Raw genomic sequence first — 24,249 nt, forward strand, 5'->3', positions numbered from 1 at the left:
CAAATAAGGATTTATTTTGTTGCTCCAAGGCGGATTAAAGTTTTCAAAAATTACAGCACAGGCAGTAATGAAAAGTCTGCATTCATTTTTATCATCTTTTTAAATGAAACCAACTCTTTTGATTTTGGCGGCCGGGATAGGAAGCCGTTATGGTGGCATTAAGCAATTGGATCAATTCGGTCCCAATGGCGAAACGATTATTGATTATTCGTTATATGATGCCATTCGCGCCGGTTTTGGCAAGGTGGTTTTTATCGTTCGCCAGGAGATTAAAGACAGTGCTGAGCAAATTTTTGCGCCCAAGCTGAAAGGCAAAATCGAGTATGACTTCGCTATTCAGGGTGTGCAATCGTATGTCCCTCAGGATCTTGGATCCGTTGAACGCGTAAAGCCCTGGGGTACGGGGCACGCCACGCTATGTGCCTGGGAGCAAACGGACACGCCGTTTGCGGTGATCAACGCCGACGATTTTTATGGCTACGATGCTTTTTCGACCATGGCGGAATTTCTAACTTCAGATACGAATGACAAGCAGCATGCGATGATCGGGTATGAGCTTAAGCGTACGCTTTCTGAAAATGGAACCGTTTCCCGTGGGATATGTGTGGAGCGGGCGGATCATAATCTGGAATCGGTAGTAGAGCGCACCAAAATTTTTGAAGAGGGCGGTAAAATTTACTTCGAAGAAAACGAGGAGCGTACCGAACTTGCACCAGAAACGCCTGTTTCAATGAATTTCTGGGGTTTTAAACCTTCCATGTTCCCGATAACAAGGGACTTGTTTGAAGAATATGCCAGAGTGAATTTACATACGCCCAAGGCAGAGTTTTATATTCCGACCGTCATGACCTATATCATTAAAAGGGGTTTGGGAGATTGCAGGGTATTCAGGGTTTCTTCCGACTGGTTTGGGGTTACCTATCCCGAGGATAAGCCGACCGTACAAGCATCCTTACTAGCCTTGCATGCGAACGGAGAATACCCGGATACACTTTGGTAGAGGGGAAAGGATGGGACGGCTTATCCGGGTTGAAGATTTGACAGGATAAAAAATTGAACCCTGGTAATCTTTGAGCAAAACAGCTTCAAATATTACCAGGGTTTTTAGTGCCCGTCTGACTCAATATTAATCAGCCAGACATGCATTAATCGCCTTGCGGCGTGTTTTTTTAGATGACCCAGTCTGTACGAACACTCATACATGATTTTCGGCATGCACTATTTCACCAAGGCTTCGAGCATCTTTTCCGCCAAAAACTTATTGCCAGCCTCCGTCAAATGAACGCGGTCACTGGTTAGAATGCCTTTTTCTTTGTTTTCCGGATTGTTCTTGGCCAGATAGTCGCCAAATGCTTTCCGGAGATCAAGCAACTCCACGTTATTTCTGGATGAAATTTCTCTGATCAGCTTGGAATACTGGTTCAGATCACCATCCTGAGCATTAGAATTATCGTTCCTTTCTCCGATCACGGTGGGTGTGCAGACGATCACCCGAATATTCTGAGCTTTCATTTTTTTGATCAGTGCCTCGTAAAATTTGACATATTTATCAGCGTCTGTTCCCGTTCCTGATGAAGACTTATGCCACACGTCATTGATACCCACATAGATAAAAACAACGTCCGGCTTTTTGGAGAGCACATCGTCTTCCAGCCTCAAATAGAGGTCATAAACTTTATTTCCACCAATTCCGGCTCCAATCAGCTCGTACTGGCTGTCTTTCCCTGACGCTTTGAGCATTTCACCGACCTTGGTGATATAGCCCGTTGGGCCAACACCAGCCTGGGTAATGGAATCGCCAAAGAAAATCACACGGACAGGCTTATCCTGACGCATGGCAAGCATCGGAATGGTGATCAGAAAAATTTGTAAAAATCGTAACACGACACGCATAGGTTGATAGAATTAGTTTTTTTAGAATGAAAGACCTGATCCGGCTAAAATTACCCGGATACCTAATCCAGGAATTTGATATCAGGGGCATCGAGTGACTGGCTGATCAAAAACAGCCTGCCGGGTATCGCTTTTTCTGCAAGTTCAAGTGGGAGGGCTAATGTATGAACGAATTGCTGGATGATGACGCTAACCTTCAGGTATGATCCATTTGGTGCTACGTTTAAAACGGTGCCGTAAAGATGAAGATCATCGGTAGATTTGGAAAGAGTCAGAAATACCCCGGCGGGTGTTCCTTGTTTGATGATTTTTCCATCCTCCATGACAATCATTTGCTGAGCCAAGCCAAAAATTTCTCCCGGATCGTGGGTGACAATCAACATGGTAAAACCAAACTGATGGCGAAGCATGGACAAATACCCCTGTAATTTGGTTCTCATAGATGGGCCGAGTGCCGAGAGTGGCTCATCGAGCAAAAGCAGTTCGGGCCGCTGTACAAGGGCTCTTGCCAGTGCAACCCTTTGTTTTTGCCCTCCCGAAAGCTGAAATGGCTTTCTATCGGACAGCTCGGTAAGTTCCACGGCTTCCAGCAATTCCCCGATCCGCGATTTGTCCTCTCTGGGGCCTAGCGCAAATTGCAGGTTCTGCATCACTGTGAAATGGGGAAACAACGCATAATCCTGAAATACAAAGCCAACCTTACGATTTTGAGCAGGCAGGTTGAATTTTGATGCGGTGTCGAGCCAGATCGTTTTTTTGCAACGTATACGTCCATTCTGTGGCGTGGTCAGTCCTGCGATTTGCCGTAGCAGTGTGGTTTTGCCTGCCCCCGAGTCTCCGGTGATAGCAAGCGCTTCTCCCTCGGAAACACATAGGTCAATCTCCATGGGCACCATGCCATTGGCGGTTTTTAACTGGTGCCGTATGTGTATGTCAAGAAGGATATCGGACACGGAGAAGTCGGTTGTTGATGGAATATACAATAAGTAATATGGCGAATGTTACTACAAAAAGGACAAGCGCATACTGATTCGCCGCGGGATAGTTCAGGGCTTCCACTTCGTTGTAGATAGCAACAGAAGCAACCTTGGTCACACCGGGGATATTTCCGCCAATCATTAATACAACGCCAAATTCACCAACCGTATGGGCAAAGGTCAGCACGAAGGCCGTCAGCAGGGCTGACTTGCAATTGGGGAGGAGTATTTTGAAAAAAGTTTCCCACCGGCTTTTTCCCAAAACGTAAGCAGCTTCACGCAGTGAAGCCGGCAGAGACTGAAGCCCCGCACGAATAGGGTAAATCATAAATGGCAAACTGTATATGATGGAAGCGATAACGAGGCCTGGAAATGAGAATACAAGACGCAGTCCAAGCACAGACTCTATCCATGCTCCGAACCAGTGAGAGGGGCTGAAAGCCAATAACAAATAAAAACCGATTACCGATGGAGGAAGTACCAGCGGCATACCAATAATGGCTTCAAAAACCCCCCGAGCCTTAAACTTGCCAAAAGCCAGCCAGTAAGCCATCGGTAGTGCGATTACCAAAAGGATTAGGGAGGTTATCGTGGCCAGTTTAAATGTAAGCAGGAGCGGTTGCCAATCCATTTTTTGAATTAAGAATTAAGAATTAAGAATTAAGAATTAAGAATTGTGATTGCCTAACATAGGTTGCCCTTAAACGGTAATTTTAACATGAGCAATTCGAAATTAAAAACTAAAAAAAGTACAAAACTGAATATTCGTCCATATCGTGTGTTTAGTGAAGAGTTCAAACGCGAAAAGGTAGCGCAAATTTCGGCTGGTGAGATCAGCATTCTGTCTTTTTCTAAATTGTGGTCAGTAAGCCAGAATACCGTATACAAATGGATTTATAAATATTCTCCTGATCACAAAAAGGGAACTATCATGGTTGTACAAAAAGATAGCGAAGCTGTTAAACTTGTTGAGTTGCAGGGTAAAATTGCTGAATTGGAACGTGCAATTGGTCAAAAACAAATGATTATCGATTATCAGGATAAGCTCATTGAGATCGCCTCTAAGGAACTGGATGTCGATCTAAAAAAAAGTTTCAATCCTGGACCTTAGAGCACTTTCGTATGAATTTAAGTAACCACATGTATTCGATGAGCGGCTTGTATACTCATTGCCAGATCAGTAAGCAAGGGCACTATAAGTCCTTGCAGCGAGAGATTCACTGGCAAAACCAGGAAGAGCTGGTATTAGGGCTGATCATGCAGGTACGCGAGATTCACCCAGCTATGGGTATTCGAACTATCTATGAACTTTGTCAGCCCGAAGGTATTGGCAGAGATGCTTTCATCAGTATCGGCATTTACTATGGATTCAGGGTGAAAGTGTTTCGGAACAAAACCCGAACAACCTTTTCCAGTCCATACAGCCGTTACCAGAACCTGCTGGTAGATAAAGAGCTTGATAATATTAATCAACTGTGGACTAGCGATTTAACGTACTTTAAAGTCGACAATAAAGACTGTTATATTGTTTTAATCATGGATGTGTATTCCAGATTGATTGTCGGTTATTCTGTTGCAGATAACATGAGAGCTGCAAACAATGTCGCCGCTCTGAAAATGGCTCTGACTATAAGGGGTTTACACAGCTATGAGCACAAACTGATACACCACTCGGATCGGGGGGGACAATACATCAGCGACGTCTACACTGATCTACTGAAAGAGCACAAAATTCGTATCAGCATGTGCAACATTGTCTATGAAAACGCGCATATAGAACGGGTCAACGGAACCATCAAAAATCAGTATCTGATTCATTGGAATATTACAAGCTTTCAAATGCTAAAAACAGAAGTTAAACGAGCTGTTGAGACTTATAACAACCAAAAACCGCATTCAGCCCTAGACGGTGCTACACCGATCGCGTTTGAACAAAAAATCAAAGAACGTAAAGACTCTGAAAGGCCTAAACTCAAAATCTGGACTGCATCAGAATCTAAAAATCACAATCCAGATCAATGTATAATTCAATTTTAAACTTTATTCATAATTTTAAACTGAAGGCAACCTATACTAGGCAATCACAAATTAAGAATTAAGAATTAAGAATTTTTGCTTTTATGGACTTCGTTTTACGTGGTGTTGGTTAGCGGCGATCCGGCGATCATCCGGCGATCATCCGGCGATCATCCGGCGGATCATCCGGCGATCCAGCGTTCCGGCGATCCTTATTTATGCACTTTGGGATTATTTATAACCATATTTTCTAAGAATGGCTTTTGCTTTTTGAGAATACAAAAAATCATAAAACTTTTTACTGGTCTCTTTTTTTGGAGAATCGTCGCTGTGCTTTAATAATATTGCGGCTTGCTCGATAGGCGTGTATAGTGAGGAATCGATAAGCACCCAGTTCCCTTTACCCTTCATTTCCCGGGAGCGCACAATGGAGAGGGCACAGAATCCCGCTTCGGTAGAGCCGGTGGTGATGTACTGGGCGGTCTGAGAAATACTTTCTCCAAAAACGAGTTTGGGTTCCACTTGCTTTCTCAAATTTAATTTATCCAAAACCTGCATAGCGGCTGCACCATAAGGTGCCAGTTTCGGGTTTGGAATCGCAACCTTTCTGACATTTACGGTTTGTAAATATTCGGGCTTTAATTCAATTGGTGGAATCAACATCGACCATAAAACCAGGCTGCCCAGGGCGTAGACACGTGGTGGTTCCGAGCCACCCCCTTTACTGAAAATTTCCCGGGGGTATTTGGTGTCGGCGGATACGAATACATCAAATGGCGCACCTTCTCGGATCTGAGAGGTAAGTTTACCCGATGAGCTGACCACCAGGACAATTTCCTTTCCCGTTTCCTTTTCAAATTCGGCCTTAAGGTCGGCCATGACGTACTGCACATTGGCCGCAGTGGCCACAATGATCTTGTCCGAAGGCTTGTTGCAGCTGGCCAGTGCGAATAGGAGAAAAGGAAAGAGCAGGATGTACTTCATGTCGCTAATTTAAAGGAATAAGCCCAAAGCGCATTACCAAAGTATCGGAATCATGGGAATATGACATTTGCCGGGACTATACAACCTATTAAACTTTGCTTCGATGGTGGTAATTGTCGTAAATTGCGCGCCGTTTCCCTGAGATATTCATCCGGGAAATGAGCCGGCAATGGTTGATTGAGTATACGGTCAACATAGGCTAACGATCTTTAATTGATTTGAAATAATGATAATTGAAACCGCCCAACGAACCAGGCAGACCTCGGAATACTATTTTTCTGTAAAATTGGCCGAAGTAAGGAAGCTGGTTGCCGAAGGGCATGATGTGATTAATCTGGGAATCGGCAATCCGGATATGATGCCTTCTGAGGAAACGCTAACTGCGCTGTCGGAAGCGGCAGGGAAACCACACGCACATGGATACCAGCCTTATGTGGGAACGGTTCGTTTCAGGGAAGCCATTGCAGATTTTTATAAAAGAATTTATGACGTAGCATTAAATCCGTCTTCGGAGATTTTGCCTTTAATCGGCTCCAAAGAGGGAATAACGCATATCTCACTGACGTTTCTCGATCCTGGCGACGAGGTTCTGGTGCCTGAACTTGGCTATCCGGCGTATCGCGCTGTAAGTCAAATGGTGGGTGCCGTGGTGAAGGAGTACCCTCTGCGGGAAGAATCGGGCTGGCAGCCCAACTGGGACGTGATGGAGTCCCTGGTTACACCCCGTACCAAAATCATGTGGCTCAATTATCCGCACATGCCTACCGGAGCACCAGCTACGAGGGAGTTGTTTGAAAAGGCCGTAGATTTTGCCCAAAAGCACAAGATATTACTTTGTCATGATAATCCTTACAGCCTGGTTTTGAACAAAAAGAAGCCAATCAGTCTGCTGTCGGTGGAGGGTGCAAAAAACGTGGCTGTTGAGCTGAATTCCATGAGTAAATCGCATAATATGGCGGGTTGGCGATTGGGTTGGCTGGCTGCGGCCAAGCCTTATATTGATGCGGTACTGACGATCAAGAGCAATGTAGATTCAGGAATGTTCTGGGGGCTGCAGGAAGCTGCGGTGGCCGCCTTAAAGAATCCCGAGCAGTGGCACAAAGACAGGAATGCAGTATATCAGGGGCGTCTGGAAGCGTCCGAGGCATTTTTGAAAACCATTGGTTGTACCTGGGACCCTGCACAGGAAGGTATGTTTCTTTGGGGGAAGTTGCCCGATACGGTCGAGTCTGCTGAGCAGCTTGTGAACAGGCTATTGGTAGAAAAGCACGTCTTCATAGCACCTGGTTTTATATTTGGTCCCAAGGGCCAGCGTTACATTCGCTTGTCTCTTTGTATGCCCAAAGAGAGGGTATGGGAGGCTGTGGAGCGGATTAAGGGAATTGAAAAGGGATAGTGGACAATTGAGAATTCTTAGCGTTGAAATCTTAGATTATAGGGTTAATAAAGTAGCTAACGGCTAAAAGCCAATAGCTAAAAGCTAACATAAAAATGGTAATCAGTATAATTGGTGTGGGTTTGCTGGGTGGGTCATTCGCCTTGAGCCTTCGTGAAAAATATCCGCATATTAAATTTGTGGGGGTGGATACGTCGGTGGTGAACCAAAAAATAGCGCTTGCCAAAGGAATTGTTGATGAAATAATGGAGCTGGATGAAGCCCTTCAGGTGTCGGAGCTCAATGTTCTGGCTACACCTGTGGATGTCGTTACCAAGTTACTCCCTTACATTCTGGACAATATACCCGCAGGGCGAACCGTGATGGATCTGGGCTCTACGAAGGAGCTTATTTGCGGATTGGTTCATATGCATCACAAACGTGGGCAATACGTAGCTGTCCATCCCATGGCCGGAACCGAAAACTCTGGGCCTGGTGCAGCTTTCAAAGAGCTTCTTACTGGCAAAAACGTGATCATTTGTGATCGTGAAAAAAGCCAGCCCGACTCCCTGGGATTGGTGGAAACCTTTCTTCGTGACGTGGGGATGACCATTCACTATATGACTCCTGTTGAGCACGATCTGCATCTGGCCTATGTTTCACACCTTAGCCACATTAGCTCGTTTGCGCTGGGACTCACCGTGTTGGACAAGGAGCGTGATGAAAGGGCTATTTTTGATATGGCAAGTACCGGGTTTTCTTCCACAGTGCGCCTCGCAAAAAGTTCGCCTCAGATGTGGGCACCGATATTTGATCAGAATAAAGTGAATGTGTCCAAAGCGCTTGGTGATTACATTGAGCTTCTGAAAAAATTTAAGGATGCCATTGATACCAACGACCTGGCGACCAGTTTTCAGTTTATGAACCGTGCCAATGACATCGGGCGTATTCTGAACGGGATTGAAAAAAAATAAGCACTGGAAGTCTAATGCCACAGCCTTGAAGCAATGAAATATGAATGGAATGCGTTAGGGTTCCAGAAATTAAAAATCAACCGCTAAATAAGAAAACAAATGATCCGTAAGCTGATCCTTCCAGTTTGTATTGCAATCCTGCTCTCAGGAAACACGTTCGCACAGAATGCCGGAAGTTTGAAGAAAATAGCGCCGTTCAAAATTACGCTGAATACTGGCAGCGCTTTCAGTGCAGACAAACTCGCGCAGGGGCCCGTAATTTTGATCTACTTTTCTCCCGATTGCGAACATTGCCAGGATTTTACCAAAGACATGCTGAAAAATTATAGCGTGGTAGGGAAGAAGCAGGTGGTGATGGTCACTCCCCAGTCTATGGAAATGATAAGGCCATTTGTATCAAAGTTCAATTTGTCGGCATATCCCAATATTAAAATAGGTACTGAGGGCTCTACGCGGCTTGTGCAAAAATATTACAACGTCATGCAGTATCCGTTTATAGCACTTTATGATAAAACGGGCAAGCTGGTTAAATCCTTCGAGGGCGAGCAGCCTCATATTGACATCTTCAATGCGATGAAGACGCTATAGGTGTCCTTACTTGGGACGCTGAAATTCGGAAGCTGACTTTTTAAAAGCGGAGCAAAGTTAAAACGGCTTCTTTACTTTGATTCCGAATAATACATTCAGGGAAACCAGAGGCACCGGCGGAGTTGCATTCCGACAGGCTGGGTTTAATTACTGACTCGTGACTGCAATGTTAGTCGATTTCATTTGGATAAATTAAGCCAGAGGGATGCCTTGAAGCCCAGATTACTTCCCGCGGGTGTGTGTTCGATATTCCTGAAGTCGTATACATAGTATGGGGAAACCTGTGCATGGATTCTGGACCTTCGGTACTGTAGTCCTGTGCCAAACATAAACTCGTGAAAGAAATGCGGGGAGACATCCATTTCAAAAGTATTTCTTCTCTTCGATTTATTTAAATAGCTCTCGAAGCTGACCTGCTGGTACGCACTTAAATCCAGGCTGGTCCCGGAATGAACAAAAAGGGAGAGATTGTTTTTGAGTGGAATGTAATATTTAAGATTGACGGGCAAAGTTACCACGGTTGTTTTGATGGAGATATCCTCAATCCTGTCAAATCGGGACGGAAGATAGCTACGGTATTGCACCAGAAACAATTTACCCGTTGCTGAATTATAATCTCTCAATGCCTTATGGTTTTCAGCTCTCAAAGTCGATGCCTGGATGCCGACCGATATGCCGAAATTTTCGGTGGGGAATACTTCAATGGCTGGGCCAAATCCTTGACTGAATCTTGAAAACAGACTTTCAATACCCAACCTGGGTTCCAGGTCCGACAAACGGAAGGGGTCACGTTTGGGTTTGGTTTCAGCGTGAAGGCTCGATACATGCGCATTCCTTTCCGACAAGGAGTCGGGGTATACGCTTTTCAACTGCCGGGCCGATTGTTGCGCCCAGGCGGAATCTATCAGGGCAATGATGGACTCCTTATCCATCACTTTCTTCAAGGAATCAGGTTTTAAGATTGGGTCGGCAGCGCTTTTTTGATGAAAGGAATCCTGCATTCCTGCCTTTGTATACTGGTCCACTACCTGGTGCATGGCAGAAATATTCTCAGGAGTGGTGGAGTCAAGAATAGCGGGTTTGGCAGCGGCTTTCGGATCTCCAAGCCCCGAGACCGGTACCGTTGCGACCGTATTGCTTTCAATTTTTACAGGTATAGCCGTCTCCGCTGCCGTGGCCGGGAGTATAGCCGAGGCGGGCACTGCGTTACGGTGTTCAGTAATAGTCCTTTTGACAATATATACGGTGTCAGCTTTAGTTTCTGCAACATGCCGGATCGGCTCCGGTATTTTGGCAGAGCTCTCGTTTTGAAGCGTGCTTAACTGTCGGATCATCTGCTGATTTTCTCTCAGTGTATATAGGGTTGTGACCCAGCCGGCCATCATCATGCCACACAGCAGCCAGCCGCCATATTGCTGAATAAACGGCCATACCCCGTATGCGGGTAAGCGTTTGCTAATCCGATCCCAAGCCTGCTCGTTATATTCAGGCTTAACAGATTCCAGATTTCTCTTTAATATTTTGTCGAAACGGTCATTAAACATAGTTTCGTAGGTTTAACGAGCTGCTTTCTGCTCGTTGGGTGAGTAATTCCTGTAATTTTATTCTTGCCTTCGCCAAATTTGACCTGGAAGTTCCTTCATTTATTCCCAGCATCCGGGCTATTTCCGGATGGGTGTAGCCATCTACCACATGCAAGGAAAACGCGGTTCGGTAGGATGGCGGGAGTAGTTGAACCACGGCCAGAATCTCTTCGGCAGACAATCTGTCGAAAAGGCCCTCGTCGTAGCCGATGTCGTAAGCATCTTCAATACTGGTAAAAGCAATACTTGATTTGTGGCGGCGATAGTGATCAATGGCCGATCGGATGATCACCGTACGGAACCAGGCATCGAATGATTGTCCAGGATCATAATATTCAATTTTGGCAAGTACGCGCAGAAAACCATCATCAAACATTTCTTCTGCCTCTTCCCGATTATCGGCATAGCGCAGACAGATATTGATCCCAAAACTGTAATAAGCTTCGAATAGCTGTTTTTGAGCAGCATGTTTCTGATTGCGGCAACCGTCGAGTATGTCGGACAGAGCGAACGAGCGCGATCTTCTAAATAACACGAATCAGAATAGAATGTGGTTTCATAATTTCTTTTACTGTAAATGGCCGGGAATCAGTGGCTTGTCAAAGATAAATTCTTTTTTTGCAATTTCAGGCAACGATAGCCCGCTTAAATCCCGTAAGTAATTTAAACATAACCGGGATATCTCTACAAAGCAATTTAGAAAAAGCATATCTCATCCCTAACAATAAAAATGAAATGCCTGTCCAGGTAAATCTGAACTGGTTGAAAAGAGAAAATATCCGGATGGGATCGAATATTTGTTTGAACCAATCCGGATATTTGAATTATTGGCCCAACTCATTCCTGACAACATCATTCAAACAGATTACCTTAATGCATCCGGACGGATGCATTTCTGTTTTTGGAATGTAATCTTCCACCCAGACACGCTCGCACATATCCAAAACGACCGCTAGTTGATCGTTTGACTGTACTGACCAGGTGATAATTTCATCACGAAGTGGGATCTTTTATCGTAGATATTTTATTAAGATTACCTGATCTGCTTTCCCGGGCGTTGAATTTAAATTTTCGCAATGAGCTCAAACTAATTCTCGTAAAATATTTTAGGCTACTCCGTGTCAAAGCCATCTTATTAGTGAAGTTTAAAGAATTAATTTGACTAGATTGCTAGCGCATGATTCGAAGAAGTGTGGTATTATATGCCAGTAAGTTCGCTTCCCGGGAAGCATCATGCAAGGCCAGACCAAAATGTCTACTCAATGATGAAGAATGATTTTCCGGTACCTGCCAATGAAGAGGAGCGGTTACTTGCACTTATGAGATATCAAATCCTGGATACCTCTTCTGATGAAGACTTTAACAGACTAACAGAACTGGCTTCCATTATTTGCGATGTACCCATGTCGATGGTCTCATTTATTGATGATAAAAGGCAGTGGATCAAATCGAGTCGTGGGCTTGAGGTGGTGGAGGCTCCGCGGGATGTTTCCTTTTGTCAATACACCATTATGAATATGGATCTGGTGGAGATCCAGGATGCCACACGGGACGATCGGTTCAGAGAAAACGAATTTGTCACCAGTGACCCATTTATCCGCTTTTACGCAGGTTATCCGTTGATTGAACCTGATGGGTATGCCATAGGAACTTTCTGCGTATTGGATACTAAGGCCAAAAAACTATCGGAAGCCCAGATAAAAGGATTGAAGTTGCTGGCTGAGCAGGCGGTAACACTTACGGTAAATCAAAGACGCAGGGAGGAGCTTCGCTATTTTGAAAGACTTTTTGAACTTTCCAATGACCTGATTTGCATCATTGATAAAAACGGTTTTTTCGAGAAGATTAATCCTGCATTTGAGCGGGTTCTGGGCTGGGATCGGGATTACCTCCTGCGGCGTTCGATATGGGATCTGGTACATCGTGAAGATCGCGCAAATCTTGCCCGGGTATGGCCGACTTTGCCCTCTGAAAATTTCTCAATCAATTTTCTATCCAGATTCCAGACCCGAAACAACGAATTCTTGTATCTGCAGTGGGTAGCTACCGTGGAGCCAGGTACCGGCAATGTTTTTGCCATTGCCCGCGATATTTCTGTTGAGAAAATGAACGCGGATAAACTTCGTATAAGTGAAGATAAGTTCAGGTCATTTTTTGAAAATTCTCAGGGAATGCTTTGTACCCATGATCTGAATGGTAATTTTTTGAGCATCAATCCTACGGTAGCCGGGTTGTTGGGGCTTCCTTCACCGAACCCTGCCGGGTACAACCTTCGGGATTTAATTCCGGCCAAGCACCATTCCTCTATGGCGGCATATCTTCACGAAATAGAAGTGAACGGAAAGGCCACCGGATTGATGACAACGCTGAGCTATAAGGGGACACACACGGCCGTTTGGAGCTACAACAATATTCTGGTAAAAAATACGGATGGTCCGGATTATGTCATCGGAAATGCGATTGACATTACGGAAAGCCACCGGCTGGCCCGGGAGGTCAACAGGATGCAGGAGATGTTGTTGCAGACCAATCAGATGGCTAAGGTCGGTGGCTGGGAGATCAATATGATCACCAAAAAAACCTATTGGTCGGAGGTCACCAGGCAAATTCACCAGGCCGATGATGCGTTTGAGTTTAATCTTGAGTCTTTGCTTCGTTTTTACAAAAATGACAGCCTGCAAAAACTCAGTCAGGCAATGGATAGCGCAATTTCAGAGGAAAAAGGTTATGACCTGGAGCTGGAGCTAATCACCGCCACGGGCGCGGAGCTATGGATCAGAATTATAGGAAACAGTGAATTTGAAAATGGAAAATGTAAAAGACTTTACGGTACGATACAGGATATTGACCGAAGGAAAAAGTCGGAGCTGGAACTTGTCAGTGAGCGGGCCAGGTTGCGGGCTTTTGTTGAGCATGCCCCTGCGGCAGTGGCCATGTTTGATAAAGAGATCAGATACCTGGCGGTGAGCCAGAAATGGCTTGAAGAATATCGCCTGGCCGGAGAGAATATCCTTGGGCTTTCGCACTATGAAGTCTTCCCCAACATCAGCGACCATTGGAAAGATATCCATCAGCGTTGTCTGCAAGGGGAGATATTTGCAGCAGAAGAGGAAAGGTGGAGGCCGGTAGGATGGGAGCAGGATCAGTTTCTTAAATGGGAGGTAAGGCCTTGGTTCTTGTTTGATGGGAGTATCGGTGGGGTGATGATGTTTACACAGGACATCACCGATGCCGCTATGAGAAGAGAGGAACTGAAAGAAGCAAAAAGGCAGTCGGAGCTGGCCAATATGGCTAAATCGGAGTTTTTGGCCAACATGAGTCATGAGATTCGGACACCGTTAAATGGTGTGATCGGCTTTACTGATCTGGTATTGAAAACCAAAATGACAGATACGCAACGGCAATACCTGGGCATTGTAAGCCAGTCGGCGCATACATTGCTCAACATCATCAACGATATTCTTGATTTTTCCAAGATTGAAGCAGGGAAACTGGAACTGGATGTAGCAAAATGTGATATCTACGATATAGCGTCCCAGTCGGCAGATATTATCTCATTTTTGGTTCAAAGTAAGGGGCTAGAGATGCTGCTGAACATACCGGATGCGCTGCCGCAATTTGTGTGGACGGATGAAATCCGGTTGAAGCAGGTACTTGTAAACCTGCTCAGCAACGCTGCTAAATTTACGGATCAGGGTGAGATTGAGCTGAAACTGGAGGTGCTGAGCATGGACTCGGAACCGGGTGGTGAAATCTGCTGCAGGTTTACCGTGCGGGATACCGGAATAGGTATCAGGGAAGAAAAACAAAGTAAAATCTTTGAGGCTTTTTTGCAGGAGGATGGCTCCACCTCAAAAAAATATGGAGGTACAGGACTGGGCCTGACCATCTCCAATAATTTGCTGGGCATGATGGGGAGCGAACTGAAACTGATCAGCGAAAGAGGTGTCGGAAGCACGTTTTTTTTCGATCTGGTAATGAAATTTGAGCATGGCGTGTCCTTTCAGAGAGAAAAGGTCATGGAGGTAAAAAGGGTACTTGTCGTTGACGACAACCGAAACAACCTCCTCATTATGGAAAAAATGCTCAATGTTTTGCACATTGATTCGGTGCAAGCCCAAAGCGGATCAGAGGCCCTGGCTATTCTAAAATCGGATGAAAACTTTGACGCGATTTTTGTTGACTATCACATGCCGGAAATGGATGGTCTGGAGACGGTGAGGCAGATCAGGGCCAATCAATTACCGGGAAGCAAAAAACACTGGATTGTCTTACTGAGCAGCTCTGTTGACCGGGCAACGATCAATCAGTTGGAGGGGAATGAGATCAACTATCGGTTGACCAAGCCGTTAAAACTAGTTGACATTGTGATGTGTTTTACCCGCCTGTCGTCGAGCGAAAGCTTTAGGCAACAAACGGTTGACGTAGAGGTGTTTGATCGCAAAAATCCCGCAAAATTTAATGTGTTGATTGCCGAGGACAACCCGGCCAACATGTTTCTAACCAGGACGGTAATTGCCAATATGGCACCAAACGCCACGATCGTTGAAGCCAGAACCGGTAATGAAGCGCTTCTGTTATGCGTTGCGAACTTGCCGGATATCATACTCATGGATGTACAAATGCCTGAAATGAACGGGTATGAAGCGACACGGGCGATAAAACAATTACAGGATGCCTTAAATCTGCCAATCATCGCGCTCACGGCAGGTAATGTAAAGGGTGAGCGGGAAAAATGCCTGGAGGCTGGTATGGTCGATTTTGTAACAAAGCCTTTTACCCAGGAAGCGATCTGGCAGGTTTTGGGAAGAGTAGAGCAGTTTGCCGCTGAGGAGGAAAAGCTCAGCAAAGTTCAGTTTCCGCTCAAGCCCGGGATGGCGTCTTTTGATGTTGGTAAGCTGCGAAGTGCATACATGGACGACGAGCAGTTCATCGAAGAGATATTGGCTTTGACAAAAGAGTCTTTAAAGGAAAATCTGACGGATTTGAAATCATTTTACGCGATCAGGGATTTTGCCAGGCTGAAAGCCACCAGTCACAAATTAAAAGGTGTTGCCAAAGCGGTGTTCCTGGCCGATTTGTCGGAAACAGCCTTAGAACTGGAAATGCTGACGATTTATGATCACGACCTCATTGGGCAGCTATTGTCACAGCTTGAAGGGCAGATCGAAGTCTTGTTGCCGTTACTGGAAAAATAACTTTTTATCTGTAAAAAAGTGCACCCGGTGATCGTTCGGAAGCTTTATGAGGCCTGAGAGACTTAGGGTTGAGAGAGGGTAATTGTATCACCCTCGTAAACTGTCCCGGTATTTAGGACGACCAGATTTTGGCCGAAGAGGATGTGATTTTTCACTCGCCGGTAAGTAGCCAGTGTGCGCAGTGGTTCGCGCGCTTTTATACCCGTTTCCGGGTTGATGTTGATGACTACACAGCGCTCACACGGTTTGACCAGCTGAAATTCAACATCACCGATTCGGATGCTTTTCCAGTCATCTTCTGCAAACGGGTGCGTGCCGGAGATGACAAAATTGGGTCGAAAGCGATCCATTCCTACCTCCTGGTCCAGCCTGCTGTTCAGGTCGGTTAGCGAGGCTTCCGAAATCAAAAGATAGGGCAGGTCGTCGGCAAAGCTCACTTCCAATCCTACGCGGGCATAGCGGGGATCTATTTTCCTACTTGTGGATTCGGTCATTTCGACAATGCTGACGCTTGTCCCCAATTTTCGGGAAAGCCAGTCGGCTGCCTCGCAGCAGACTTTTCGTGCGGTCACGACATCGTCCCATACTTTTACTTCGATCGGGATGCTGTCATGGGAGGTAAATGGTATGAGCGTTGCATCGGAGGGGTCGGCTCGATTGGCTAGCTTAATCCCATCCTCCCCGATGGCTACATCCACCGTGGCTAACACCGGATGTATTCTTTGGGTTATAAAAACCCCTTTGTCGTCCACTACCATCCATCTACGGTCATACTGTAATCCTCTTTCCAAAGCAGGAGATTCTTTCAGCCGGATTCCCCCGAGTGATTTTACCGGATAAATCCATATTTCAGAAAGTCGAAAAGGGGTATTAGTCATGGAAAACCTAACGCTAATTGCTTTAAAATTTATTTGTCCGCCAAGTTCAATGCGGAGAACGTCATGAAGCCTCCCGCTTTTTCGATACCGGTGCTTTCTTCATTCGCTGCTGTTTCTAGGGCATTCTTTGCGGTGCGGATGGTGAAGGTGGTATGTAAACAATCATTCCAAAATGAGGGCTGGTACAATTATTATTGAAGATAGAGCAGCCTTGAATGAAGGTACTTGTTCAAGGAGCTGGTTGTTTCCAAACGTGTAAAACACTAATTTTTTTCAGATGGGTCGTGTCAAATTTGTGTTTTCCCTGGTGAAAGAGAGTTTTTCTGAATTTATAGACGATAACGGTATGAAGCTGAGTGCTGCTTTATCCTATTATACCATTTTCTCTCTGGCTCCTATGTTGCTGCTGATCATTTCAATTGTCAGTATTTTTTTTGGTAAAGAGGCGTTTCAGGGGGAGCTATTCAATCAGATCAGTGGCCTGGTGGGAAAGCAAGCTGCTGCACAGGTTCAGGAATTAATCAAAAACGCGGCCATCAGTGATAAGTCCAATATGGCTGCGGCGGTAGGTGGTGTCACATTATTAATTGGTGCAACAGGTGTATTTGCCGAAATCCAGGACTCTATCAATTACATCTGGTCTATCAAATCGAAGCCCAAAAAAGGTTGGCTTCAATATCTCAAAAACCGGCTTCTTTCTTTTTCGATTATCCTGACACTCGGTTTCCTGCTTATTGTAACACTCGGTGTGAATGCCATGGTAGATCTGCTCAGCAACAGACTCGAACGCTATTTCTCGGAGGCGTCGGTGGTGTTGTTTTCCGTGCTGAATGTGGGGCTGGTCCTGGTCATTATCACCTCACTATTTGCAGTTATATTCAAAGTCCTTCCCGATGGGCATTTGCGCTGGAAGGAGTGTATTGTAGGTGCTGCATTTACCTCCATTTTGTTTGCAATCGGTAAATTTGGTATTAGTTTTTACCTCGGACAGTCCGATCTGGGCGCTACTTACGGTGCTTCGGCTTCTATTGTTATTCTGCTCACCTGGATTTATTACTCATCCATCATCTTATACTTTGGGGCAGAGTTTACCAAAGTATATGCCAGATCGGATGGAGAGGCTATTTCACCCAATGGGCATGCTGTTTTGATGATCCGAAGAGAGATTGAGAAGGACGCCGTGTCGCCTGCAGGTAAGCAAGTGGCGGAGCCATTAAAGGATTTGAAAAAGACGGGCCAGAACGTCTTCTCGTATTTTACGGATTATGTAGATGAAAGTTTAGGCAGGTTAAGAGCGGAAATGGAGGCGATTCTTGCCCGGTTTTCCTCTCCGGTGGTTTATTACAGTGTCACTGCCTTGCTGTCGTTTGTGATCGCCATCATCCTTATTTGTTTGCTGGGGCAGTTTTTGAACAGGGCGTTGGGGAGCGACTACCTGGGATTCGTAGTGCTGCTTGTGCTAAGCCTTGTCTTGCTTTCTCTTACATTTTTATATCGAAAAGCCTGTATGGAAATGGTAAGGAAAGTGCTCACTCGCTTCCTTAAAAACTAAGTAGACCCAATCATATCGATTTACCCTGAAACATCAGACTTATTTACATCCATGACATTTGAAAAAACAAAGCAGAAAATTGCGATTCTTGGTGCTGGCCCCAGTGGACTGTTTATCTATAAAAATCTCGTAAACGCCGGACGGAAGGACCTGGATATTCATATTTTCGAGGCCAAGAATCAGTTGGGAGCGGGCATGCCATACAGCAGCTGGGGTGCAAATAATGAGCACGTTACCAATGTATCGGACAATGAAATTCCGGATATGGTTACCACCATTGAAGAATGGATACAAACGTTACCCGAAAAAGAACTGGACGGTTTTAATATTGACCGGGAAAGATTCAATGAGTACAAGGTGCTGCCCCGGCTGCTGTTTGGACAATACCTGTCTGCACAATTCCAATTATTACTGGATAAGGCGAAGGAGCTGGGTATGGCCACCACCGTGCACCTCGGCGCAAGTGTGCTGGATATCCGGGATCGGCCCGCCGATGGAAAGGTGGAGGTGGACTTCTCAAAAGAAGGGATTCAGGAGTTCGATAGCGTAATCATCTGCACGGGTCACAAATGGCCCATCAGGCATGAAGGGAAGGTGGAGGGCTATTTTGATTCGCCCTATCCGCCATCCAAGCTGGTAATGAAAACCGACCATGCCGTGGCCATTAAAGGATCTTCACTTACCGCCATCGATGCCATTCGCACGCTGGCAAGGAGCAATGGCAGTTTCACGAAAGAGAAAAGTGGGGAACTGTCCTATCAGTCCGATGCCGATAGTGCCGGGTTCAGGATCATCATGCACTCGCGGAGCGGGTTGCTTCCTGCTGTACGCTTCCACCTCGAACAGCCCCAGGTAAGCACGGACTCCTTACTTACGCCAGAGGAAATTGATCAGAATATAGCGGAAAATGGTGGATTCCTCTCCCTTGATTTCGTTTTTGAGAAGGATTTTAAAGAGCAGTTCAAAGGCAAGGATGCCGCGTTTTATGCCAAAATCAAGGATCTTTCGCTGGAAGAATTTGTGGGTTTAATGATGGACTTCCGTGAACGCAAAGAGCCTTTTCAGTTATTCATAGACGAATATGTAGAAGCAGGGAAGTCCATAGAGCGAAGAAAGTCCATCTATTGGAAGGAAATGCTGGCTGTGCTGAGCTTTGCCATGAATTACCCGGCCAAATATCTGTCAGCAGAAGATATGCTGAGGCTTCAAACGGTGTTGATGCCGCTGATATCAATTGTCATAGCTTTTGTACCGCAGAGTTCTTGTGAGGAATTGCTCGCTCTGCATGGTGCGGGCAGGTTGGAAATCGTTTCTGTGGGTTCGGATAGTCACGTTGAACCCGACAGTCGGATGGGAGCAACCTATCATTATACGGATGACGACGGACAAAACATATCGGAGTACTACAAGACCTTTGTGGATTGTGTAGGACAGCCGCATTTATCGTATGAGGATTTCCCTTTCAAAGGTCTGCTTGCCCAAAAGACGATCAGTCCGGCACGCCTGAAATTCAGGTCGAAGGCGGAGGGTAAAAAGGAAATGGCCGAAAGACCGGATGCCGTTGAAGCGGAGGGAGAGCATTATTTTTTGAAGGTACCAGGCATTGCGATCAATGATGATTTTCAGGTGGTGGATGCAGAAGGCGCCAGCAATGACCGCATTTACATCATGGCTGTCCCTTATATTGGTGGTTTTAATCCGGATTACTCTGGTCTTGATTTTTGTGAAACTGCCTCTGAAAAAATTGTCCAAAGTATGTTGAATGGGTGAGGTCAAACAGCGATTTTATTAACAAAACATTTCCATAATTATTATTCGATCCACTTGCTGGCGATGTGTTAGCGCCCGTATATCAAAAATATGGTGCTGATTTCACATACCAAATCAAAAGGTGGTGGCATGGTTGGCGCGAGTAAGTAATTCCTTCACACTTCTGCTGGCTCCTTTGCCATGGCCTTCCGCTTTTGAAAGGGCAGCGTATGTACCATCACCGTGATAACCGACAATGCGATGGGGACAATGATCAGCAGCACATTTTCTTTGTAAAACCCACCGACAAAGAGGAATACGAAAAAATAAACATGTGTAAAAGCGGGGACAAGCCAGGTGTGATAGGGTGGTTGATAACGCAACGGTTTACGGTTGCGCAGCCCCTGAGCGAGTGCAAGGGAAAGCACAACGAGGGCAAATATAAAACGGTGCCTGGAAGTAACACCCAGCTGCTCCTTTAAAAATCCATTGATGTACACCAGTGTGAGATACAAAAATACCTGAGATACTACAACGGCCAGTAACGGAATCATTACCTGCTTCCCATGGGACAGCGTACCGTTTTGTGCCAGGCGTTTTTCAAGGATTCTGTTGATGGACGAATAGAAGAAAACGACGCAGATCCAGCCAAAAAAATTGCCATAGGGAATCCCGAACCAATCGGAGGTAAGCGGGTCCAGGTTCTTGTCGGCCCAGTTCCAGTGCCACATGTGCAGCCTGTAGGCAACCGTATCCATGCTGAGGTCAATGCTGATCGCCAATAAAGTGTCCAACGCCACACTTGGCCATAGTTTCATGCCCAGGGCATCGCTAAACAGCCGGGAGGTGTACATGATGATCCCCCATCCAACCCCTATACACAACGGAATATCTTTCGGCGCCGTCCCGAACATAATCGTGAACTTACCATACACATACCCCATGTTGGTGACCACGTTGATATATTCCAGCAACAGCCCGAAAATGAGCCCGCCGAGCAGATAAGCCACATGACTCGTGCCTTTTTTGAAAGCATGGATCAGGCAAAGGAGGAAAAGGAGGTACATCAGTCCTTCAAAAAGGGGAAAAGCATATACCGGCGCGGGGCCGTAGGGCATATTGGGGAAGGGTAACATTACGTTAACGGTTGCGTTTTGGCTGGCTAAAGTAAGCGAAAAGCGGGATATGATAATAATTGTGAACAATTGCAAGTGACAAGGCCTGCTGGCATGAAATGTGTAATCATCAAATACAAGGTTTTTTAATCTGTAAAAAAATAAATTACACACGCATGGACACAATTGAAAAGGATATCGAAAGAAGAAATTCTCCACCCAACGAGCTCGAACAGCTGGATATTTTTGTTGGAAAATGGAATGTAGAGGGCCAGAACCTGCAGGGTGCGCCCATGCAGGCCGACTCCGTGGTTAAAGGAATTGCCACCTACGAATGGCAGGCCGGTAAGTTTTTCCTGCTGAGCAAATGGTCACGCAAGTTTGGAGACTCGTCACACATCGGTATGGGTATCACAGGTTATGACCCTGCCCGGGGCACCTTCACTACCCACACTTACGACAATATCGGGCTTTCGAAGGCTTACGAAGTTACGGTCCGGCGGCTGACCTGGAAATTTGCCGGGCCGCACGAACGTGCCACCATGGAGTTTACCCCGGATGGTAAAACTTTTACCGAATACTGGGAGATATCCACCGATGGCGCTCAATGGGAGCCGCTGTGCCGGTTGACAGGCACCCGGGTTTTCTGATGACGCGCCCCGCCATCAGTTTTTTGATATGCCGTAGCCGTTGTGGTTGCGGTATTTTTTTTGATCACGCGTGTGATAGTAGTATTCAAGGTTAAGGAACTTATCTCACAAACAGCAACCCTCAAAAATCAAAAAAATGGAAACCAGCTCGGTTTTAACTGAATTAGAAGCGTTATACAAAACAAAGGCGCTCGCGGACTCGAGCAATAGGTTTATACGAGATGGTATCATCAATCCGGCCCTGTTTGAAGCGCAGGAGCGTAAAGTTTTGTTTATTGCCAAAGAGCATAATTATCTTGAGGCACAGGATTATACAGACTATAAAAACGGCTATATCGATTGGTGGAATCTGCACGTGCACTTACAATTTTCACACCGCATAAGTGAATGGGCCTACGGCATCCAGAACAACTTCCCGATTTTTTCGGAAAATCTGGATTATGCACTGAAACACGAGGCCTTGAAATCCATTGCCTTTATCAACGTAAAGAAGGCAAGCGGAAATGCTTCAGCAAACGCTCAGGTTATTTTTGAATATATGGAAGCCAGCAGGGAATTGCTTCAACGGCAGATTACCGAAATTGCGCCAACCCATATTGTTACCTGCTTTAGGTACGATGCGTATCCAAAATGTCTCCTTGATATTGAAATGTTTAGAACGGAGGCGAATACATTTGGGTATGGTCAGTGGAACGGCATTAAGGTTGTGAATTTCTACCACCCATCTTCAAGAAAAAATAAGAGGTTTCTTTATGAGCAACTTGGGGAAGCTTTTAAATATATAGGAGGATTGGCGGCAATTGGGCAGATGGAGCGGGGTGGGTGAGGCTGTATTTGGCTGTTCATTCGGAGGGGATTGGCTGTGTGGCTAAGAAGTTAAACAAAAATTCTGTTGGAATGCATGGTTGGTTGATTGCGACGGGAATTGATAAAGGTTTGTTAATTAGATCGTTAGAGTAGTAACTGTCGCTATGGTAACAAAATGGTTTCAAATAATAGGTAGAAATATTATTTTAGGCTCTTAATGATAACATAGTTAAAACAAAACGACTGAAACTATTCTTAGCAATAGAGAATGGAATATTAATAACTAAACATCATCCTCCAAGAACAAATTAGATAATGACAGCAGTCGTAGGTATACTTAACAAGACGGCCGTCGCGCTGGCTGCTGATAGCGCAGTAACTGTTTCAGGAAAGAACAAACAAAAGATTTTCAATACGGCGAATAAGATCTTTAAATTATCTAATTATCAGCCAGTTGGGATCGCGATTTATAACTCTGCCAGCTTAGCCAGCACTCCTTGGGAAAATATTATTAAATCCTATAGAGAGAAGTTGGGCAATGAAAAGTTTGATACAGTAGAAGCGTATAAAAACGACTTTCTGACCTATTTATGTAACAGTCCTCATTTTGTATCAAAAGAAACCCAAGAAAATAGTATCAAAGACCTTCTGGAGATGTTGATTGGTTACTTTGATGAGCAATATCATAAAGAATTTCCAGCTCCAACAGGCCCACAAGATTCTCAGGAAATTCAACTATTATCTACTTTTAAGCGTTATTTAGGGGAGTATGTAGCTGTTATGAACACTAAGCCTCTGAATGAAGGCTTGCATAATCTGACAGAAGAAGATTTAATTAGTTTTATAAGCTCTATAGACACGAATCAAGTTTTTGAAATGTATAATATTGGAGATGTCCAATTAAAAAACTTGTTTCTTGACGCTGTGATAGCCTATGCAAGGTCTAGTGAGTATTATCAAAGTCATAGTGGTCTAGTCTTCTCTGGTTATGGTGAACTCGAAATTTACCCGGCACTTGCCAGTATAACGGTGGGAGAAGTTATAGCAAACAATGTGAGATCGACCAGCTACACCGATTGTAAAATAGATGACAATATGGACTCTGCCATAATCCCGTTTGCGCAAACGGATGTTATTCAGACCATAATTTCCGGAATTAGTCCTTTTATGGCGGAGTCATACAACAGTACAATCAAAGAGTTTCTACAGCAGTACAATGGCATAATTTTAAATCTTTTAAATAATCAGCCTGGCTCGGAGATTGAACATATCAAAGAAAGTATTAGGAATATAAATGTTGATGATTTGGTCAACCGATTCTCTCAGGAAATTGAGAATGTAAAGAATGACAGTAGTATCTCCCCCACTCTTGATACTATATCTTTCCTCTCAAAAGAAGATTTGGTGGAGATGGCAGAAAGCTTAATATATATGACATATTTGAAACGGAGAATAATGTCGGACGAAGAAAGTGTGGGAGGGCCGGTGGACGTTGCTATAATCACGAAAACTGATGGTTTTATCTGGATAAAAAGAAAGTACTACTTTAAACCTGAGTTAAACCCTCACTTTTTTCATATATATTATAATAAAGACTAATTTTGTGATACCAAACCATACATCTATGAACATGATAACGTTCGATAACAGAAAAAACACTAGTCAAAATGGTCTAGGACCATTGACAAAGGCTAAAAATGAGAAACGAGCAGGTGAGGTGACTATCTATAGCTCACCAGATAAAATTGGTAAGCTGGTAGCCAATAGAATGGTTGAGACTGTTAAGCTACAACTTGTAAAATAGGTTACTCATATCAAAAAAGGGTGTTTCCGGTAACGGGAACACCCTTTTTCTGTTAAGATAACCCTAGGTACAACGATCAAAGTCTGGTTTATTAGTGCACTAATCA

Annotated in this window: 20 protein-coding genes; 12 read left to right on the forward strand and 8 right to left on the reverse strand. The window is 44.9% G+C overall.

From position 1 onward, the window contains the following. Nucleotides 1-103 precede the first annotated feature (103 nt). A complete protein-coding gene (locus tag DYADSP32_RS23720; protein ID WP_149240438.1) occupies nt 104-1,000 on the forward strand; it encodes a sugar phosphate nucleotidyltransferase in 897 nt (298 codons plus the stop codon). A gap of 218 nt (nt 1,001-1,218) precedes the next feature. On the opposite strand, the gene DYADSP32_RS23725 is transcribed toward DYADSP32_RS23720, so the two are convergent. From DYADSP32_RS23725 to modB, 3 genes are all read right to left on the reverse strand, one after another. Further along, nucleotides 1,219-1,893, reverse strand: a complete 675-nt coding sequence (locus DYADSP32_RS23725; protein WP_149240437.1) for an SGNH/GDSL hydrolase family protein — start codon at nt 1,891-1,893, stop codon at nt 1,219-1,221. 62 nt (nt 1,894-1,955) lie between these two features. Continuing rightward, entirely contained in the window at nt 1,956-2,846 is an 891-nt protein-coding gene (locus tag DYADSP32_RS23730; protein ID WP_414618005.1) for a sulfate/molybdate ABC transporter ATP-binding protein, read from the reverse strand. After that, entirely contained in the window at nt 2,827-3,501 is a 675-nt protein-coding gene (gene modB / locus DYADSP32_RS23735) for a molybdate ABC transporter permease subunit (RefSeq protein ID WP_149240436.1), read from the reverse strand. Before modB ends, DYADSP32_RS23730 begins: the two co-directional genes overlap by 20 nt. A gap of 87 nt (nt 3,502-3,588) precedes the next feature. Here modB and DYADSP32_RS23740 point away from each other — a divergent pair, with 87 nt between their 5' ends. Continuing rightward, nucleotides 3,589-3,981, forward strand: a complete 393-nt coding sequence (locus DYADSP32_RS23740) for a transposase (RefSeq protein WP_149239641.1) — start codon at nt 3,589-3,591, stop codon at nt 3,979-3,981. 11 nt (nt 3,982-3,992) lie between these two features. Continuing rightward, nucleotides 3,993-4,907 carry an IS3 family transposase gene (locus DYADSP32_RS23745; RefSeq protein WP_149240058.1) on the forward strand — a complete coding sequence of 305 codons (915 nt, stop codon included), beginning with the start codon at nt 3,993-3,995 and terminating at the stop codon, nt 4,905-4,907. Between the two features lie 210 nt (nt 4,908-5,117). Here the strand turns inward: DYADSP32_RS23745 and modA are convergent, their stop codons facing one another. After that, a complete protein-coding gene (modA, locus tag DYADSP32_RS23750; protein WP_149240435.1) occupies nt 5,118-5,870 on the reverse strand; it encodes a molybdate ABC transporter substrate-binding protein in 753 nt (250 codons plus the stop codon). A gap of 226 nt (nt 5,871-6,096) precedes the next feature. Between modA and DYADSP32_RS23755 the strand changes: the two genes are divergently transcribed. The 3 genes from DYADSP32_RS23755 to DYADSP32_RS23765 all read left to right on the forward strand — a co-directional run bounded on the left by DYADSP32_RS23755 (nt 6,097) and on the right by DYADSP32_RS23765 (nt 8,807). Beyond that, complete coding sequence (locus DYADSP32_RS23755) at nt 6,097-7,266, forward strand: aminotransferase class I/II-fold pyridoxal phosphate-dependent enzyme (protein ID WP_149240434.1); 1,170 nt, start codon at nt 6,097-6,099, stop codon at nt 7,264-7,266. A 95-nt stretch (nt 7,267-7,361) separates the two neighbouring features. Next, a complete protein-coding gene (locus tag DYADSP32_RS23760) occupies nt 7,362-8,219 on the forward strand; it encodes a prephenate dehydrogenase (RefSeq protein ID WP_149240433.1) in 858 nt (285 codons plus the stop codon). A gap of 99 nt (nt 8,220-8,318) precedes the next feature. Then, nucleotides 8,319-8,807: a redoxin domain-containing protein gene (locus DYADSP32_RS23765; protein WP_149240432.1), complete on the forward strand. Its 489-nt coding sequence runs from the start codon at nt 8,319-8,321 to the stop codon at nt 8,805-8,807. Nucleotides 8,808-8,986: 179 nt separating this feature from the next. On the opposite strand, the gene DYADSP32_RS23770 is transcribed toward DYADSP32_RS23765, so the two are convergent. Together DYADSP32_RS23770 and DYADSP32_RS23775 are read right to left on the reverse strand one after the other, a co-directional pair. Further along, entirely contained in the window at nt 8,987-10,351 is a 1,365-nt protein-coding gene (locus tag DYADSP32_RS23770; RefSeq protein ID WP_149240431.1) for a hypothetical protein, read from the reverse strand. Then, nucleotides 10,344-10,925 carry a sigma-70 family RNA polymerase sigma factor gene (locus DYADSP32_RS23775; RefSeq protein WP_149240430.1) on the reverse strand — a complete coding sequence of 194 codons (582 nt, stop codon included), beginning with the start codon at nt 10,923-10,925 and terminating at the stop codon, nt 10,344-10,346. Before DYADSP32_RS23775 ends, DYADSP32_RS23770 begins: the two co-directional genes overlap by 8 nt. Nucleotides 10,926-11,652: 727 nt before the next feature. Between DYADSP32_RS23775 and DYADSP32_RS23780 the strand changes: the two genes are divergently transcribed. Next, entirely contained in the window at nt 11,653-15,588 is a 3,936-nt protein-coding gene (locus DYADSP32_RS23780) for a PAS domain S-box protein (RefSeq protein ID WP_149240429.1), read from the forward strand. Nucleotides 15,589-15,650: 62 nt separating this feature from the next. Here DYADSP32_RS23780 and DYADSP32_RS23785 read toward each other — a convergent pair whose 3' ends face one another. Then, nucleotides 15,651-16,466: an MOSC domain-containing protein gene (locus tag DYADSP32_RS23785; RefSeq protein WP_149240428.1), complete on the reverse strand. Its 816-nt coding sequence runs from the start codon at nt 16,464-16,466 to the stop codon at nt 15,651-15,653. Nucleotides 16,467-16,743: 277 nt separating this feature from the next. On the opposite strand from DYADSP32_RS23785, the gene DYADSP32_RS23790 reads away from it, so the two are divergent. Both DYADSP32_RS23790 and DYADSP32_RS23795 read left to right on the forward strand, forming a co-directional pair. Continuing rightward, nucleotides 16,744-18,018, forward strand: a complete 1,275-nt coding sequence (locus tag DYADSP32_RS23790) for a YihY/virulence factor BrkB family protein (RefSeq protein ID WP_149240427.1) — start codon at nt 16,744-16,746, stop codon at nt 18,016-18,018. Nucleotides 18,019-18,069: 51 nt separating this feature from the next. After that, nucleotides 18,070-19,788, forward strand: a complete 1,719-nt coding sequence (locus DYADSP32_RS23795) for an FAD/NAD(P)-binding protein (protein ID WP_149240426.1) — start codon at nt 18,070-18,072, stop codon at nt 19,786-19,788. A gap of 155 nt (nt 19,789-19,943) precedes the next feature. On the opposite strand, the gene DYADSP32_RS23800 is transcribed toward DYADSP32_RS23795, so the two are convergent. Further along, nucleotides 19,944-20,903, reverse strand: a complete 960-nt coding sequence (locus DYADSP32_RS23800) for a carotenoid biosynthesis protein (RefSeq protein WP_149240425.1) — start codon at nt 20,901-20,903, stop codon at nt 19,944-19,946. Between the two features lie 155 nt (nt 20,904-21,058). On the opposite strand from DYADSP32_RS23800, the gene DYADSP32_RS23805 reads away from it, so the two are divergent. The 3 genes from DYADSP32_RS23805 to DYADSP32_RS23815 all read left to right on the forward strand — a co-directional run bounded on the left by DYADSP32_RS23805 (nt 21,059) and on the right by DYADSP32_RS23815 (nt 23,938). After that, entirely contained in the window at nt 21,059-21,532 is a 474-nt protein-coding gene (locus tag DYADSP32_RS23805) for a DUF1579 family protein (protein WP_414618006.1), read from the forward strand. A gap of 136 nt (nt 21,533-21,668) precedes the next feature. After that, nucleotides 21,669-22,358: a hypothetical protein gene (locus DYADSP32_RS23810; RefSeq protein ID WP_149240423.1), complete on the forward strand. Its 690-nt coding sequence runs from the start codon at nt 21,669-21,671 to the stop codon at nt 22,356-22,358. A gap of 296 nt (nt 22,359-22,654) precedes the next feature. After that, nucleotides 22,655-23,938 (forward strand): hypothetical protein, encoded by a 1,284-nt coding sequence (locus DYADSP32_RS23815; protein ID WP_149240422.1) that lies wholly within the window; start codon nt 22,655-22,657, stop codon nt 23,936-23,938. Nucleotides 23,939-24,249: the final 311 nt, after the last annotated feature.

It is taken from the genome of Dyadobacter sp. 32, from assembly GCF_902506755.1.
GTDB lineage: Bacteria > Bacteroidota > Bacteroidia > Cytophagales > Spirosomataceae > Dyadobacter.